We start from the raw sequence: 14,622 nt of genomic DNA, 5'->3' as shown, positions 1-14,622 counted from the left end.
ATAAATGTAACAATACTTATTTTTCATACACAAATATTGTAAACTATATTTTCTTAATAATCAATTAATTTTGTAAAAAATACGGCAAAAATAGAGGTACTTTTTTAATCAATGTTAATATAGTAAAAAATGATATAATATTTCAGAAAGTCGGGGTGGTTATTATGCATGATGGTATTTTTTTAATCAATAAACCAACAGGAAAAACAAGTAATCAAGTTATTCAAGAAATTAAACAAAAATTAGAGATTAATAAAATTGGTCACGCAGGAACATTAGACCCATTAGCAACAGGATTGTTAGTTGTTTTAATAAATAATGCTACTAAAATGAGTGAATATTTGTTAACAGCAGATAAAGCCTATGATGTTGAAATGCGCTTATTTATTGAAACAGATACTGGTGATATTACTGGGAATGTTCTTAATAAAACGGCTCCATTTAAGATTCAGAAGAAGGTATTAAAAAAAATTTTTAATGAATTTAATGGATTTATGTATGAACAATATCCGCCCAAATATTCTGCTATTAAAGTTAATGGTAAAAAACTTTACGAATATGCTCGCCAAGATAAAGAAGTAAAAATTAAACCAAGAACTGTTACAATTAAGGCGATTAAATTAAAAAAATACGATGCTCATAATCATACAATTAAATTTAGCGTGTTATGTACTAAGGGCACATATATTAGAAGTTTAGTGACTGATATTGCGGCAAAATTAAATACTATTGCTACTGTTACAGCTTTATGCCGCACGCAATCAGGGAATTTTTTGTTATCTAAAGCAATTAGCCCTGAAACAGTAAATTTTAATGAGTTAATATCGATGTATGATGCTTTATTTACTAATAACCAACAATTATTACTTTATCATCATGATGAAGAAATTCGACAAGGAAAACCCATTGTTATTATTAAACATACTGACCCAATTATTTTTATTATTGATAAAAATAAAAATGTTTTAGCAATTTATAAACATATTGGAAAACACGTATATGCTTGTCAACGTGGATTATGATCACATATTGAGCCTAAAAAACAAGATGATAGAGAGAAGGGCGATCATTATTAATGAAAACTTTAGTATGAAATAAGCCAAGTTATAAGGAAGCAAAAGTTGCTTGTTTAGGTTTATTTGATGGGTTTCATCAAGGTCATTTAAAATTAATTACACGTTTAATGGAAATTAAAAAACAGCATAACCTTGCAACATTATTTTTTACTATGTCGCAAAGTGTTAGTGATTTTTTACAACAAGTAAATACAAAACTAGTAGATAATCATTCAAAACAACAAATTGTTGAAAAATTAGGATTTGATTATTATTTAGAAGTGCCTATTACTACTGCATTTATAAATTTATCGCCAAAACAATTTTTAACAATTTTAAAAAAACAATTTAATGTTACAAAAATTGTCATTGGATCTGATTTTCGGTTTGGAAAAAATCGTGAAGGAGATTTTAATGATATTATTGCTTTTTTTGGTCAAGAAAATGTTTATTTAATTACTCGCCAAGATAATTTGTTTTCCTCAACAACAATTCGCAATTTTTTATTACAATATGATTTATCATCCGCTAATAAATTATTATATGAAGATTATAATCTACGTGGTGAAGTAAAACCAGGAAAACAATTAGGATGAACAATTAATTTTCCAACGGCAAATATTTATTTGCCACAAAAAGTAATTTTGCCCCATGGTGTCTATATAACAGAAACATTAGCACAAGGAAAATTTTATCCCTCAATGACATCTTATCGGTTATTTGAAGGGAAAGAAGTTGTTGAAATATATTTACTAAATGTTAATTTAGATTTATATGGGCAGGAAATCATTGTTTATTTTAAAAAATACCTTCGAGAAAATATTAAAATTAATAATTTAACAGAATTGGTCACTCTTTTAAATCAAGATTTCGTTAATACCCTTGCTTTTTTTGCTAAAAAAGCATAATATTAATAAGGTTGTTATTTCGTTGATTTAAGATAACCCTTTCTTAAATTCTTTGTTTTAACATAATAAGCCACTAAATGAAGGGAGAAGATAGTAATGGTTTCAAAAGAAAAAAAAGCAGAATTAGTTACAAAGTTTGGTCAAAATGCCAAAAATACTGGTTCAACAAAAGTTCAAATTGCAATTTTAACAGAAAATATTAATAATTTGACAGAACACTTGAAAATACATCGAAAAGATATTGTTTCAAGAAGAAGTTTATTGCAAAAAGTAGCGCAAAGAAAACACTTGCTTGCATATTTAATTAAGACTAATTTTAATGAATATAAAGCAATCATTGAAACATTGGGAATTAGAAAATAAGGTTTAAATTTTTTAACCTTTTTTTGTAAAGTTTAATATGACGTGGAATAAAATAAATCAACTTATTTTTGATAGTTAATTCTAAAAATAATTATAACAATTACTATTTTATGTTATTATTGAGTTAATAAATTTGTTACTGTGCATTTAATTTACATTTTGCATTTAATTTACATTTTGCATTTAATTTACATTTTAAAAAATATTATTTTATTTAATATTAAAATTAAGGAAATGAAAGGAATGATATATAATGGAAAAAGAATTTGCTGTAGTAACAGGAGCATCATCAGGGATTGGATATGGTTATTGTCAGTGATTATTAAAGCAAGGTTATCATATTATTGGAGTATCTCGCCATACAGAATGAGCAAAAGAATTACAACAACAATTTCCTGAACAAACAATTATTGTTTTATCATATGATTTGTCTATTTCTGAAAATTGTTATGCTTTCTTTGAAGAAATAAAACAGTATCATATTGTTTTATTTATTAATAATGCTGGTTTTGGGAAAAAAGGTCTTTTTGAAACAATTCCTCTAGCAGATGAATTAAAAATTATTAATTTAAATATTCAAGCGGTCCATTTCTTAAAACGATTATTTCGTATTATTCCACAAAAATATTCATTAAATTATAAATATTTAATTCAAACTAAAGATTAAAATTTCTTATATATGTGTTAATTCACACCATAAATTAGAAATTCTTTCGAACTAAAAAAGAAATACTTTAAAATAATTATTATCCTTTTTTAATAACATAAAAGATATTTCGAATATGTAGGATATTCAAAGTATATATAAAATATTTGAAATATATCTATTTTAAAAAAAGGAAAGGTTTAAAAAACTATGAAAAAACTATTAGCAATGTTAGGGGTTGCAAATTTTAGTGTTGTTAGTGTTAGTTCTGTTATTAGTTGTAAAAATGCTTGAAACAATAATCAACTTTCCATTGAATATTGAACCAGATAGTGTGAAAGTTATTTTAAATTTTATTGATGTTGAAAAATTAGGTAAACTGGCATATATTAATCCAGAAGGTTTAAAAGCAGTTCGTTTAAACTTTAAATTTGATGTTAGCATTAAATTTAAAAAATTAGAAACAGTTGTACCATTTTTAATTCAATATACTATTACTAATGATATTGATAAAATGCAAAAAATTTTAAAAGCAGTAGTAGAACAAATATCAAATTCAATTATTAAATTTTTTAATGAAAAGTTGATAAACATGAAAATTTCAAAAGTATTTATGATAATTTTGATTTAAATTATGGGTATGATCATAGTATGTTAGATGCCATTGTTCAAAAAGCGATTAGAAAAAGGTTTAAAAGATGACAAGACATTGGGAGAGCTTGGTGAAAATATCACTTATGCTAGTGAAAAAAATCTTAATTTTATTAAATTCAATCCAGATACAAACGGTGTGACGCCAGTTTTACCATATGATAAAAAATATGTGCTTAAGTTAATACTGGTTATGCGCCAGACAAGTTAACACCCGAAAATTTCTTAGAATTTTATGGTGAAAAATTAAATATTTTAACTGCTTCTACGGGTGAAAAATTACAATTAGGACAGTTTAAAGTTAATTTATCAAAAATTTTAGTAGCGGGAATGCCTTTATCAGGTATTGCATTAAATGACAATAAACCAATTTATATTAATGTCGGAATAACACGAGCAGGGATGATTAAAAAGATTGAAAACTTTGGACGAATTATTGCTGCATTTTATAAATATTTTCAAATTATGTGAGATATTCGTGTTCATACCGGAGGTGTTATTTTCTTACCAATTAAAAAATTAGAAAAATTAAATAACCAATTTGCAAAAAATTCTGCTTTATCGCTTCAAACAATTTGAATCAATTATTTAAGAGAATTTAAGGAACAACCTGAAATCAAAATTTTACCTGATATTGGGAAGTTCTGAGTGACAGCACATAACAAATTTAATGTTGACATTGGTAAAGACCGTGCATTTACTTGACATTATGGGTGATATGATGAACTTAAATTCCGTTTTGGTGTTAACCAAACAACAAACAATATTTATTATACACCTTGGCCAATTGATAAATATCGAATTTCGTTTAAACCAGAAGACTATGTTTACCCACCATCATAAGATATTAATTATGATAAGTTAAGAACAATAAAGTTTACTTTATTGTTTTTTTATTTGTAATAAATATGAATTATTGCAATTGTAGTTTTTATTACATTATGTTTTTTTTAAAAATGTTCTTGTTTTTTTTCTTAAAAAAAGTTATAAATAGACTAAGCAGTTGTATTGTTATAAAAATTTATTTTACCAAAATTTTATCAAAAAGATGGGTATATCAATTATCAAAATAATATTATAAATTTTGTTTATTAAATAATATAGTTAAAAGAATCAGGTAATTAACTAAAAGTTTAACGATAGTTAGAAGTTTATTATTTGGTATTTTCAAATTTTCTTATTCTGAATATAACATATAATTTTACTTTCTGATTTAAAAAAATATTATTTTTAAATATTTAAAAAAGAAGATAAAACTATGAAAAAAATATTTTTTAAATCTATTAATTATTACTAGTTAGTAATATCTTTTATATTATCTATTTTTCCAAAACTATGAAAAAGAATTTTTAAGTAAACAAAATAATATAATAATTAGTTAGCACTAATAAAATGTTAATTAAGAACATATGATATTTTAAAAATTATTAAAAGTTAATTTAAATGTTAGAACAAATAGTTTTAACATGAATTAAAAGAAAGTCATTTAAGTTTTTAACATTTGTGTAATTAGATTATCTCTTAATCATTTTTGTTGCTAATTCAGTAGGTAAGTAAATTTTTAGCAATTGCGGTATTAAAACCATCTTAGTTTTATTACTAAGTTATTACAAAATAAAATTATAAATTAGTAATGAAATAAAATTAAATTTACTAACAAAAAAGTATCACTTCCTTTGTTATTGGGCTTAAATAATATTTCAAACTTTTAAAAATAATTTTTTAAGAAAGGATATAAAGCAAATGAAAGTCACAACAATTATTTTAGGAACGTTAGGAACTATTGGCAGTGTAATACCTGCAATTAATACATTTAGTACAAATATAAATCCAACTACGGTTGATAATATGAAAAATGAACTTGATAATATGGATAGTTCACTGATTAATTCAAGCAAGTTGTTAGAAGAACTTAAAGAATCATCAAGCGGTTTAATGGATGATTTCCAAGAAATTTTTAATGCAATAATGGGTGAAGATGATAGCGAAGATACTATTGTAGAAACAGTTGAGGGTGGCATTACAGAAAAACAGTTGAAAGTGGTCTTCTAACTAGTTCATTAGGGACAGCAGCTACAACGATAGGAGTAACGGTAGCCATTGCTTTGGCAATATATGGTGGATATTATACTTATACACATTGAGATGATGTTAAAACTTTTTCAAATAAAGCTGTTAATGATGTTAAACATTATATTTCAACAACAACAGATTATTTAAAAAACTGACTATTTTTTTAATATAACAATTTTTAGTACAAGATAATTTTATATAAGAAAGGATAAATCAATATGAAAAAAATAATAGTTATTTTTGGGGCATTAGGACTTAGTAGCAGTAGTTTAAGCGGAACATTAATGAAAACTCCTGATTTAAATTATTCAAATCGAACTGTAGAACAAGAATTTATTATGAGAGATATTATTGGCGATATATCAAATAAGGAATTAGCACCATCAAATGTTTACTCGTTATTAAATTCAAAAGCTCAACCAACGTTAACATTAACTAATAAACCAGTTAAGGTTAAATCTAATTCTGGTTTTAAAATATTTAAAAAAATTAAGAATTTCACTAAAAAAGCATATAAAGAAGTTAAAAAAGATGCTAAAGATTTCGGTAGAAAAATTGGTAGAAAAATTGTTGTAAACAAAAATGTTGCAATAGAAAAAAGTCTTGGTAAAAAAATTATCCCTCCTAAAGATATTGAAACAGGCCTAAGTAAAGTTGAAAAAATATCAGAAACTGGTATTAAAGATATAGCAAAATCAAACAATGGGATTAAAAACTTTTTTACAAGAAAAACTAATAAAGTAAAAAAAGTGATTAAGCGTGGATTCCAGAGTATAAAAAATATTGGTAATACTGCTGAAACATTTTTGAAAGAAGAAGGTAAACATTTAAGAACAATTATGAAAGGCCAAGGTAAAAATATTGAGAAAATAGGTAAAAATACTTTTCAAGGGATGAAAACTGCAGGAAAAGCTGTTAAAGCCCTTGTCAAAGAAGAAAGTAAAAATCTTAAGATAGGAATTAAAAAAGGAGCAGTTTTAGCTTATAAAGGGTTAAAAAAAACACCACGAATATTAGGAAAAGTGATAGGTGAATTTACTAATGGTTTAGTATGTGCTTTATTTGGAATTGTACCAGGATCGGCATGAATAGTACTAGGAACAGCAGCCGTTGGAGCAATTGGCTATTATGCTTATAATCATTCTGATGAAGTGAAAAATTTTGCTAATTCAGTTGCTAATACAACAAAAGGTGTAGCATCATCAACAACTCATTTTTTAACAAATTGGTGACCATTTTAAGAGTTTTATCAAAAAATAAATAAAAAAAGCAATTTTTGAACATCTATAATAAAGTAAACTCTTAAAAAGAGTGTAATATTTTATTAGGAGATGTTCTTTTATTATGGGAAAATGATACACAAAAGAAGAAAAAATAAAAATTATTAAATATTATCATAAAAATGGGTATATGAATACAATAAAAAAATTTACTATTGCAAAGGAAACTTTAAGCAGATGAATTAAAATCACAAATGAAGATAATTTAATTCCTGGAAAGGGTCCTCAGTCAAAGGGGATTCGCAGACTAGGGCGACCTAAAACTATTGATTTTAATAGTATGAGTAAAGAGGAACTAATTAAATATATAGAAATGATACAAGATATAAAAAAGTATTTAACCAAATCGAAGAAAATGAAATTTTGAGCGTTTTGGTCCTTGAAGAAAAAATACACGATTAAATATTTAACTCATATTTTAAATATTTCTAAATAAGGATATTATAAGTGATTTAACAACGGTATGCAAAAATTTAATAAGTGAGATTCAAAATTAGCTAAATTAATTAAAATATCATTTTTGAAATTTAATAAAATTTATGGTTATAAAATGTTAACTTTAATAATTAATAAAATCTATAATTTATCTTTAAAATGCATTATACCACAGACACTTTAAAGATTACAAGAAAATAACAAAAATAATAAAAATATTTATTTATAATAAAAAATATCATAAAATAAATAAAAAATATAAAATTAAACAAACTAAAAATTAGTTTAAATACAAAAATTTAATAATTATCATGCCAATTATTTAATTAAACTATTCAAAAAATTAAATAGTGTCTGAAAATTTAAAGACTTATGTACTCTTTCAAAATTATAAAAATAATAATAATTATTTAATTTATTCTGTAAACTAACTACATTTAATATTTTTTCTTCAAATACAAATAATTTAGTATAATTTTGATTAAATCTTTCAATCTTACCATTTGACTGTGGAGAACGAACCGGTGTTGTCTGATGAAAAATATTTTTATCTTTTAAAAATTGAGTAAAATTAGTTTCTTTAATAGTATTTTTTTTGATTATTCCGATAATTATTAATAAATTCAGAACCGTTATCAGTTCTAATTCGTGTTATTTTAACACCAAATATATTTTAAAATCACTAATTGCTTTTTTAATAGCAGCAATAGCATTATTAATACTTAATTTATCATAAACATATCCTAATGCTAATTTTGTTTTTTCATCAATAAAATCATAAACATAATACTTTTTATCAACTGGAAATTTACTTGGTACAAAATATTTAGCATCCATCTGTAATAAACCTATTTCTTTAACTTCATATCTTGGGTGTTGTTTTTTAATTTCTTTAATTTTATTTTTTATTTTTAATCATCTTTCATCTTTTTTAAGTCAACGAAAAAATGTTTTCAAATTTTTTGGTGCTTTATTTTTTAATTCTTCTCCGTGAATTCCTTTTTTTAAATTATAAAACAAAGATAAAACACCACCAGCACGCTTATTACAATATTCAAAATATAAATCACAAATATTTTGACGAACATCATTACTATATTGATAATTAATATTATTAGGAATTGTGGTAGTATATATTATTTTGAGGTTTTTAATAAAATTAAGTAATTAGAAACAAATTATATCTCGCTTATGAATAAATGATAACAAAATTTATAAAAAATTCAACTTTTTTAAAAATTATGAATTTTGACACACTAAAAAGTACTTTTTAAAGTTATTACTAATTTTAAAAAGTTTTTTATTTATAAAGATAAAAATTGATTTTGAGATTGATTTAATTTAAAAATATTAAATTCAATTTTTTCTTTATTTTTATTAATTTTAACTTCATTAATTCTGCTATTAAGTCTTAACATTGAAGCAATTAACATATTATTAAATGTTTCTTTACAATATATTTTTGCAGCACGCCCCTTAACAGCCTTAATATAATGTGAAACACCACCTTCAACATGACAACCAATATTATATTCTAATTCTTGATTTTCAATACCATCTTTATTATTTTTAATTAATTCAATAGTTTCTAATAAAAATTTCTTTTTGCTGTCAATAACATAACGATAATAATAAAGTTTATTAAAAAATAAATTTGTAAACAGTGTATAGTGTAAAAATAAACAACAAAATTATTTATTCAATTCACATAAAAGCTAGTGTGCCATAGCTAAAATATATGATCAGTTATATTAAATATTAAAATCCTTTAACCATAACACGGAAAAAGTTTAAGATTTTAATAATACAAAATATAGCAAATGGAATTAATATAATTCACGCTTCACCTAAAAAACCATTATCTCAGGTAAAATATTTGTTATACCTTCTTTAACTTTTCATAATGCACTAGATAAACCCGTTCAAATACCAGTCATATCCTCAGTCATAGTTTTAGGTGTAGGTGCTGTTAAAAAATTAAACGCTGTTGTTAAATACATACCTAGCATTATTTATTACTCTCCTTTCTTTCAATTTCTTTTTTTTCTTTTTTCTTTCCTCGAATTTGTTTAATTTTTTGATAAATTGATAAAACAATTCAAGCAAAAATCCCTAATATAATAACAACACTAAATATTGTCGTTAATCAAGTTGACATATTACATCTCCTCTCTAAAAACTAAAAAATTGAAATTTGCAAACTCGCTCCGCTCGTTGTCGCTTCGCTCCATTAAAAACACTATTGAATAAATTATCCGCTAATAAATTACGCGGAATAATTTATTCTTTTACTTTTTAATTTCAATATCTTTTGCAATCTTATTAACAGTATTAATAACATTATCTTTACCATACTTTTTCATTAGCGACTGCAAAATAAAATATTGCTTTGTTTGCATAATTTCAACTCCTTAATTAAAAATATTAAAAAAATTTACTTTCCAAAACTGTAAAAACCAAAAATACAAAATGTGCGTGGTTTCTACAATCATGATTTGGTACAATGAAAAGTGAATTTTTAAATCAAATTTCAAGAAAAAAGAGAACTACAAAATGAATTATAAGTATTTTACCTAAGTATATTTATTTTTATAATAATTTTAGACCACAATCAAAATTAAAAGGTCTAAGTCCTGTTGAATACAGGAACCTAAACCTTTAGTCATTTTCATTAGTCTACTTTTCTTGACTAATTCATTTTATTGCTTTTTTTATTTATTTTTAATAGAATTCATTCTAATTTCTAAGAAAAATCCTTTATTTTCTTATTTTTTTAAGGTATACTTAGTAAGTTGTTAAACTTTAATTTATTCTGTTATCTAAAATAATATTAATATGTAAATTCAACAGCTGTAATGTTAAAAAAACAACTAAACTATTTATACTAAATTTTAAAGGAGACTAAATGAATTTTAATACATTAAATTTATACCCAGCATTACAGCGAATGATTGCTAAAATGGGTTATACTAACCTAACTGAAATCCAAGAAAAAGCTATCCCAGTTGCTCTTAATAGTCAAGATATTATTGGTAAAAGTCATACGGGTACTGGTAAAACCGTAGCTTTTATTGTGCCAATTTTGCAAAACTTAAATACACACTTAAAACAACCACAAGCGATTATTTTATGTCCAACCCATGAATTAGCAAGTCAAATAATTGAACAGGTTCGAAAATTTGCAACTTATTTAGAAGGAGTAAATGCAACCTTAATTTGTGGTGGTTCACATATTCAACGTCAAATTTATGCTTTACGAAAAAGCAATATTATTGTGGGAACTCCGGGGCGAATTGCTGATCATATTAATCGTAAAACATTGCGATTAGATAAAATTAAAACAATTGTTTTAGATGAAGCTGATGAAATGTTAAAAATGGGATTTAAAACTGACCTTGATAAAGTATTTCAAAATGCTCCTAATAAATATCAAACATTATTATTTTCCGCAACAATGCCAAAACAAGTATTAGAAATTGCTAATAACTATCAAACTAATCCCGTTGAAATTGTTGTTACAAAAAATGTTATTGAACAAAATAATATTAGCCAGCATTATGTTAACGCAATATCTTATCATAAGGAAGATGTTTTAATAGCATTATATAAACATTTGCAACCAAAACGAAGCATTATATTTTCAAATACAAAAGTTTTTACTAATAAAATTGCTGAAATGTTAACAAATAATGGTATTCCTTGTTGCATCATTAATGGTGATAAAAGTCGTTATGAACGAGGACAGGCAATGCGTTTATTTCGTGATGGTAAAGTACGAGTTATGGTTGCCACTGATGTTGCAGCACGAGGAATTGATATTGATAATATTGATTATGTTATTAATTATGATATTCCAACAGAACGAGAAAGTTATATTCATCGAATTGGTAGAACAGCACGTGCTGGTGCTACTGGTGTAGCGATATCAATTGTTTCAAATCGTAATGATTTAAGAGAAATTCAGCATTTAGGTGCATATCAAAAGAAAAAGATTGAGTTATTAGATATTACAACATATGATTTAAAACAAAAACCTCAAGAAAGAAAAAATTTTAGCACTAATCATAAAAAATCAGCTTTTAACAAAAAAAACAATAGTTTTAAATATGAGGATTCATATTTAGATAATAAAAAGAACCAAAATGCAAAAAAGAAATTTAATACTCAAGGTAATAAAAAATGAAAGCAAAAAAAGCAAAAATTTGATAAATCTAATTTTACTTTTAATAGAATTTAAACTTGCTTAATTTTTGCAAAAAGTAAAAATAATAAAACAACTTCTCTATAAGTTGTTTTTTATTATTGTTTTATATAAAACAATAACTTAAATTATTCACTAATATGATAAATTTAAATTCTATTGCTAATTTAAAATAAATGTTATAGAATAAAAGCTGTATATAATTTTAAAAAATAAATATTATGTTTTAAAATAAATTGCCTTAATTGAATAAGAAAGAAAAACAAAATGGAAATTACTGCAGAAATTAAAAGAGCATTAAAAAAACTTATAAATCAATTAAAAAAAGCATTAATAAATTTTTTAAAAAACTTGGGTTTAATAAAATTGAAACTAATAAAATATCAAATTTTAACAAGAAGGATAACGTTCTGGCTGCTTAAGAGATTGAAAATCACATAAAATAGTGTATAACTACTTCTGTTAGTTAAAAAATACTAATTTAAAAAGGGGATTACTTATGAAAAAACAATATCTTTCAAAATTATCAGAGCCAGAAATTCGTGCAATTTGAGATAATACTGCTCGTGGTGGTGGTCGTAATAATTTACTTTATCGTCGTGATATTGCAGGAGCTTTTATTAAAATGGGAGAATTAAATCAAGAAACAAAATTTGGATGAGTTATTGAACCATTAATACCACTAGAGAAAGGTGGTAAATTAGAAGTTAATAATTGCTTAGCAATACATTGAAAAAATGCAAAAGCTCGGCGAGGAACATTAAATGATTGAAAAGCAGTAATCCAAGGGGTTACCAAAACAGACAATAAAAAAGAGTTTCAAAAACCAATGAATATTAAAAGTGATAAAATTATTAAGACAGCAATGATGAAAGTTCACGAAGTTCATCCAATTTGAGAAAAAAGATAATTTAATCTTGTTTTTTTAATAAAAAAATGTAAACTGTAATATGAAGTGCAACAAATCAACTCCCTTCTGAGTTGATTTTTTAATGGAAAGAAAACATTATTTTATTTTGCGGTCCTTAGTAACCAAGTATGGAAAAGATAATGTTATTAATACTGTTAATAAGATAGTAATTAATAATGTAAAAGAAAATGAATAAATTATCTGCGTAATTTATTAGCGGTAATTTATTTAATATTGTTTATTTTGAGCGTAGCGAACACGCGAAGCGTGTCGCGCAAGCTAAATTTCTAGGAGGAATTAAATTATGCCAGTATGGTTAACATGAATATTTAGTATTGTTATTATTTTAGGAATTCTTGCTTGAATTGGTTTGTCGATTTATCAAAAAATCCGTCAAATTCAAGGAAAGAAAAAAGATAAAAAAGAAATTAAAAATAAGGAGGATAAAGAATAATGTTAGGTATGTATTTAACAACAGCTGTTAATTTTCTAGCTGCAGATACTTCTACTATTTCAGGTGGAATGGATTCTATTTGAAGTGGTTTAGGACAAGCAATGATGAAAGTTAAAGATGCTGTTTATGCTGTGTTACCACAATTAATGACATTTTTAGGTGATGCTTGAATTATTTTAATTCCATTTGGAATTTGAGTAATTATTAAAATATTAAACTTTTTCCGTGTTATGGTTAAAGGATTTTAATATTTAATATAACTGATCATATATTTTAGCTATGGCACACTAGCTTTTATGTGAATTGAATAAATAATTTTGTTGTTTATTTTTGCACTATACACTGTCTACAAATTTATTTTTAAATAAATTTAATTATTTTGGTTATTATTGATAATGTTAACAAGATGAAAAATCCTGTTGTGGAAATAAATATGACTATACCTCCAATAGTGGATACATTTATATTGTTTATTGTTCATAATATTGAGTCTATTATGAAAAATATTTTTTAGTAGGATTTAATAGAAATAAGAGTATTTCTATTAAAGGTCATAATAATAACAGCTTTGAACCAAAAATTTTTATAATATTTTTTATAAATACACCTACTTTCTTTTAAAAACTTGTAGGCAGTATATAGTGTAAAAATATCAACTTAACTATAAACATATAATTTTATATTTTAATAGCTATTAGTTAAAACTAATTAGTTATTTTCAGTGTGCCTTAATTTTTGATTTTATATATTTTAACATTGTTATTACCAATGTTTATTTAACAATATTAAGTTACATTTCTTATAACAATGTTTATTACAGTAAGGAGACAATAATTATACAAGAATTATTAGATGTAATTAAAATGAAAATTAAAACTATGCAAGCTACTTTAATTTAATTGAATGAATATGAAATTCATCATGAATCCGTTAATATTATTCGAAAAGAAATGAGTTTTTATCAACATATTGCAGAACAGTTAGAAAGTAAAATTACTAAATAATTTATGAAATTTATTAGTCCATTATCTTGACCTGGTGGAAAAGCTAAACATTTTGATAAAATTAAAGCATTATTACCGGGTAAAATTGATAAATTTATAGATTTATTTTGTGGCGGTGCTTCGCTAGGTTTAAATGTTTTAGATCAAGAATTATGTAATAAAGTAGTTTTTAATGATTTACATGCTGGTTTAATTGAATTTTGACAATATGGTATTCATTTAATTAATTTAGATTATTTGAAAGAATTTGCTTATCCCAACTCAAAAACTATTAATGAATTAAAAGAAAAAATGTTCAATAATTTTTGTTTAAATTTTGGTGAAGAATTTTTAATTAAGAATGCTTTAACATTTAATGGTAAGGAATGAGGAATTTGAACTGATAAAAGATTACAACAAAATTTTAATATCAATAAATTATTAAGAGTTGAAAATGTTAGAAACTTATTAGTTGATTCTAAAAATACTATTGAGTTTTATAATTTGGACTATAGTTGATTTGATTATTTGGTAGAATGGCAGTTTTGTTTAGTCATCCGTTAATGTTAACGATATCAAGTTTATATAAAATATTATTACAACAAAAAGAATTTTAGAATTATAAAATTTAAATGAAAATTGAAATAAAAAATAAGATTAATT

The 14,622-nt window shown here is 24.0% G+C and carries 24 protein-coding genes; 20 read left to right on the top strand and 4 right to left on the bottom strand.

Annotated features, from left to right (window positions below):
• Positions 1-164: 164 nt before the first annotated feature.
• From truB to SCITRI_RS06230, 12 genes are all read left to right on the top strand, one after another.
• On the top strand, positions 165-1,076 hold the full coding sequence (truB, locus tag SCITRI_RS06265; RefSeq protein ID WP_071937649.1) for a tRNA pseudouridine(55) synthase TruB: 912 nt from the start codon (positions 165-167) through the stop codon (positions 1,074-1,076).
• Positions 1,076-1,963, top strand: coding sequence for a riboflavin biosynthesis protein RibF (ribF, locus tag SCITRI_RS06260; RefSeq protein WP_071937648.1), 888 nt, complete (start codon positions 1,076-1,078; stop codon positions 1,961-1,963). The genes truB and ribF overlap by 1 nt, the downstream gene beginning before the upstream one ends.
• A 96-nt stretch (positions 1,964-2,059) precedes the next feature.
• Complete coding sequence (gene rpsO / locus SCITRI_RS06255; protein ID WP_071937647.1) at positions 2,060-2,326, top strand: 30S ribosomal protein S15; 267 nt, start codon at positions 2,060-2,062, stop codon at positions 2,324-2,326.
• Positions 2,327-2,579: 253 nt separating this feature from the next.
• Positions 2,580-2,993, top strand: a complete 414-nt coding sequence (locus SCITRI_RS06250; RefSeq protein WP_147077460.1) for an SDR family NAD(P)-dependent oxidoreductase — start codon at positions 2,580-2,582, stop codon at positions 2,991-2,993.
• Between the two features lie 189 nt (positions 2,994-3,182).
• Entirely contained in the window at positions 3,183-3,305 is a 123-nt protein-coding gene (locus SCITRI_RS11580) for a lipoprotein (RefSeq protein ID WP_237237862.1), read from the top strand.
• 1 nt (position 3,306) lies between these two features.
• Positions 3,307-3,603 (top strand): hypothetical protein, encoded by a 297-nt coding sequence (locus tag SCITRI_RS11575; RefSeq protein WP_237237861.1) that lies wholly within the window; start codon positions 3,307-3,309, stop codon positions 3,601-3,603.
• Positions 3,604-3,630: 27 nt separating this feature from the next.
• Complete coding sequence (locus SCITRI_RS11570) at positions 3,631-3,834, top strand: hypothetical protein (RefSeq protein ID WP_237237860.1); 204 nt, start codon at positions 3,631-3,633, stop codon at positions 3,832-3,834.
• 119 nt (positions 3,835-3,953) lie between these two features.
• Positions 3,954-4,466, top strand: coding sequence for a hypothetical protein (locus SCITRI_RS11565; RefSeq protein ID WP_237237859.1), 513 nt, complete (start codon positions 3,954-3,956; stop codon positions 4,464-4,466).
• A gap of 900 nt (positions 4,467-5,366) precedes the next feature.
• A complete protein-coding gene (locus SCITRI_RS11560) occupies positions 5,367-5,675 on the top strand; it encodes a hypothetical protein (protein ID WP_237237858.1) in 309 nt (102 codons plus the stop codon).
• Between the two features lie 53 nt (positions 5,676-5,728).
• A complete protein-coding gene (locus tag SCITRI_RS12180; protein WP_257785669.1) occupies positions 5,729-5,863 on the top strand; it encodes a hypothetical protein in 135 nt (44 codons plus the stop codon).
• Between the two features lie 51 nt (positions 5,864-5,914).
• Positions 5,915-6,937, top strand: coding sequence for a hypothetical protein (locus SCITRI_RS06235; RefSeq protein WP_071937646.1), 1,023 nt, complete (start codon positions 5,915-5,917; stop codon positions 6,935-6,937).
• A gap of 103 nt (positions 6,938-7,040) precedes the next feature.
• A complete protein-coding gene (locus tag SCITRI_RS06230; protein ID WP_071937645.1) occupies positions 7,041-7,412 on the top strand; it encodes a hypothetical protein in 372 nt (123 codons plus the stop codon).
• Between the two features lie 317 nt (positions 7,413-7,729).
• Here SCITRI_RS06230 and SCITRI_RS12485 read toward each other — a convergent pair whose 3' ends face one another.
• The 4 genes from SCITRI_RS12485 to SCITRI_RS06215 all read right to left on the bottom strand — a co-directional run bounded on the left by SCITRI_RS12485 (position 7,730) and on the right by SCITRI_RS06215 (position 9,569).
• A complete protein-coding gene (locus SCITRI_RS12485) occupies positions 7,730-7,954 on the bottom strand; it encodes an integrase core domain-containing protein (RefSeq protein ID WP_374941399.1) in 225 nt (74 codons plus the stop codon).
• Positions 7,955-8,062: 108 nt separating this feature from the next.
• Positions 8,063-8,431 carry a hypothetical protein gene (locus SCITRI_RS10770; RefSeq protein ID WP_197735358.1) on the bottom strand — a complete coding sequence of 123 codons (369 nt, stop codon included), beginning with the start codon at positions 8,429-8,431 and terminating at the stop codon, positions 8,063-8,065.
• Between the two features lie 827 nt (positions 8,432-9,258).
• Positions 9,259-9,420 carry a hypothetical protein gene (locus SCITRI_RS11555; RefSeq protein WP_237237857.1) on the bottom strand — a complete coding sequence of 54 codons (162 nt, stop codon included), beginning with the start codon at positions 9,418-9,420 and terminating at the stop codon, positions 9,259-9,261.
• Positions 9,420-9,569, bottom strand: coding sequence for a hypothetical protein (locus tag SCITRI_RS06215; protein WP_071937644.1), 150 nt, complete (start codon positions 9,567-9,569; stop codon positions 9,420-9,422). The genes SCITRI_RS11555 and SCITRI_RS06215 overlap by 1 nt, the downstream gene beginning before the upstream one ends.
• Positions 9,570-9,914: 345 nt before the next feature.
• Here SCITRI_RS06215 and SCITRI_RS06210 point away from each other — a divergent pair, with 345 nt between their 5' ends.
• The 8 genes from SCITRI_RS06210 (at position 9,915) to SCITRI_RS12600 (ending at position 14,576) form a co-directional block, all read left to right on the top strand.
• Complete coding sequence (locus SCITRI_RS06210; protein WP_084566895.1) at positions 9,915-10,073, top strand: IS3 family transposase; 159 nt, start codon at positions 9,915-9,917, stop codon at positions 10,071-10,073.
• A 243-nt stretch (positions 10,074-10,316) separates the two neighbouring features.
• Positions 10,317-11,648 carry a DEAD/DEAH box helicase gene (locus tag SCITRI_RS06205; RefSeq protein ID WP_071937643.1) on the top strand — a complete coding sequence of 444 codons (1,332 nt, stop codon included), beginning with the start codon at positions 10,317-10,319 and terminating at the stop codon, positions 11,646-11,648.
• Between the two features lie 463 nt (positions 11,649-12,111).
• Positions 12,112-12,522 (top strand): hypothetical protein, encoded by a 411-nt coding sequence (locus SCITRI_RS06200; RefSeq protein WP_071937642.1) that lies wholly within the window; start codon positions 12,112-12,114, stop codon positions 12,520-12,522.
• Positions 12,523-12,562: 40 nt separating this feature from the next.
• Positions 12,563-12,718, top strand: coding sequence for a hypothetical protein (locus tag SCITRI_RS10180; RefSeq protein WP_157092871.1), 156 nt, complete (start codon positions 12,563-12,565; stop codon positions 12,716-12,718).
• Between the two features lie 108 nt (positions 12,719-12,826).
• Positions 12,827-12,976, top strand: a complete 150-nt coding sequence (locus SCITRI_RS06195) for a hypothetical protein (protein WP_004027866.1) — start codon at positions 12,827-12,829, stop codon at positions 12,974-12,976.
• Positions 12,976-13,224, top strand: a complete 249-nt coding sequence (locus tag SCITRI_RS06190) for a hypothetical protein (RefSeq protein ID WP_071937641.1) — start codon at positions 12,976-12,978, stop codon at positions 13,222-13,224. Before SCITRI_RS06195 ends, SCITRI_RS06190 begins: the two co-directional genes overlap by 1 nt.
• Positions 13,225-13,983: 759 nt before the next feature.
• On the top strand, positions 13,984-14,523 hold the full coding sequence (locus SCITRI_RS06185; RefSeq protein WP_071937640.1) for a DNA adenine methylase: 540 nt from the start codon (positions 13,984-13,986) through the stop codon (positions 14,521-14,523).
• Positions 14,496-14,576 (top strand): hypothetical protein, encoded by an 81-nt coding sequence (locus SCITRI_RS12600; RefSeq protein ID WP_445582687.1) that lies wholly within the window; start codon positions 14,496-14,498, stop codon positions 14,574-14,576. The genes SCITRI_RS06185 and SCITRI_RS12600 overlap by 28 nt, the downstream gene beginning before the upstream one ends.
• The last annotated feature ends 46 nt before the right edge of the window (positions 14,577-14,622 follow it).

Source organism: Spiroplasma citri, assembly GCF_001886855.1.
Taxonomy (GTDB): domain Bacteria; phylum Bacillota_I; class Bacilli_A; order Mycoplasmatales; family Mycoplasmataceae; genus Spiroplasma; species Spiroplasma citri.
The sequence above is the reverse complement of the archived record's forward strand: the minus strand, read 5'-3'. Positions and strand labels throughout refer to the sequence as shown.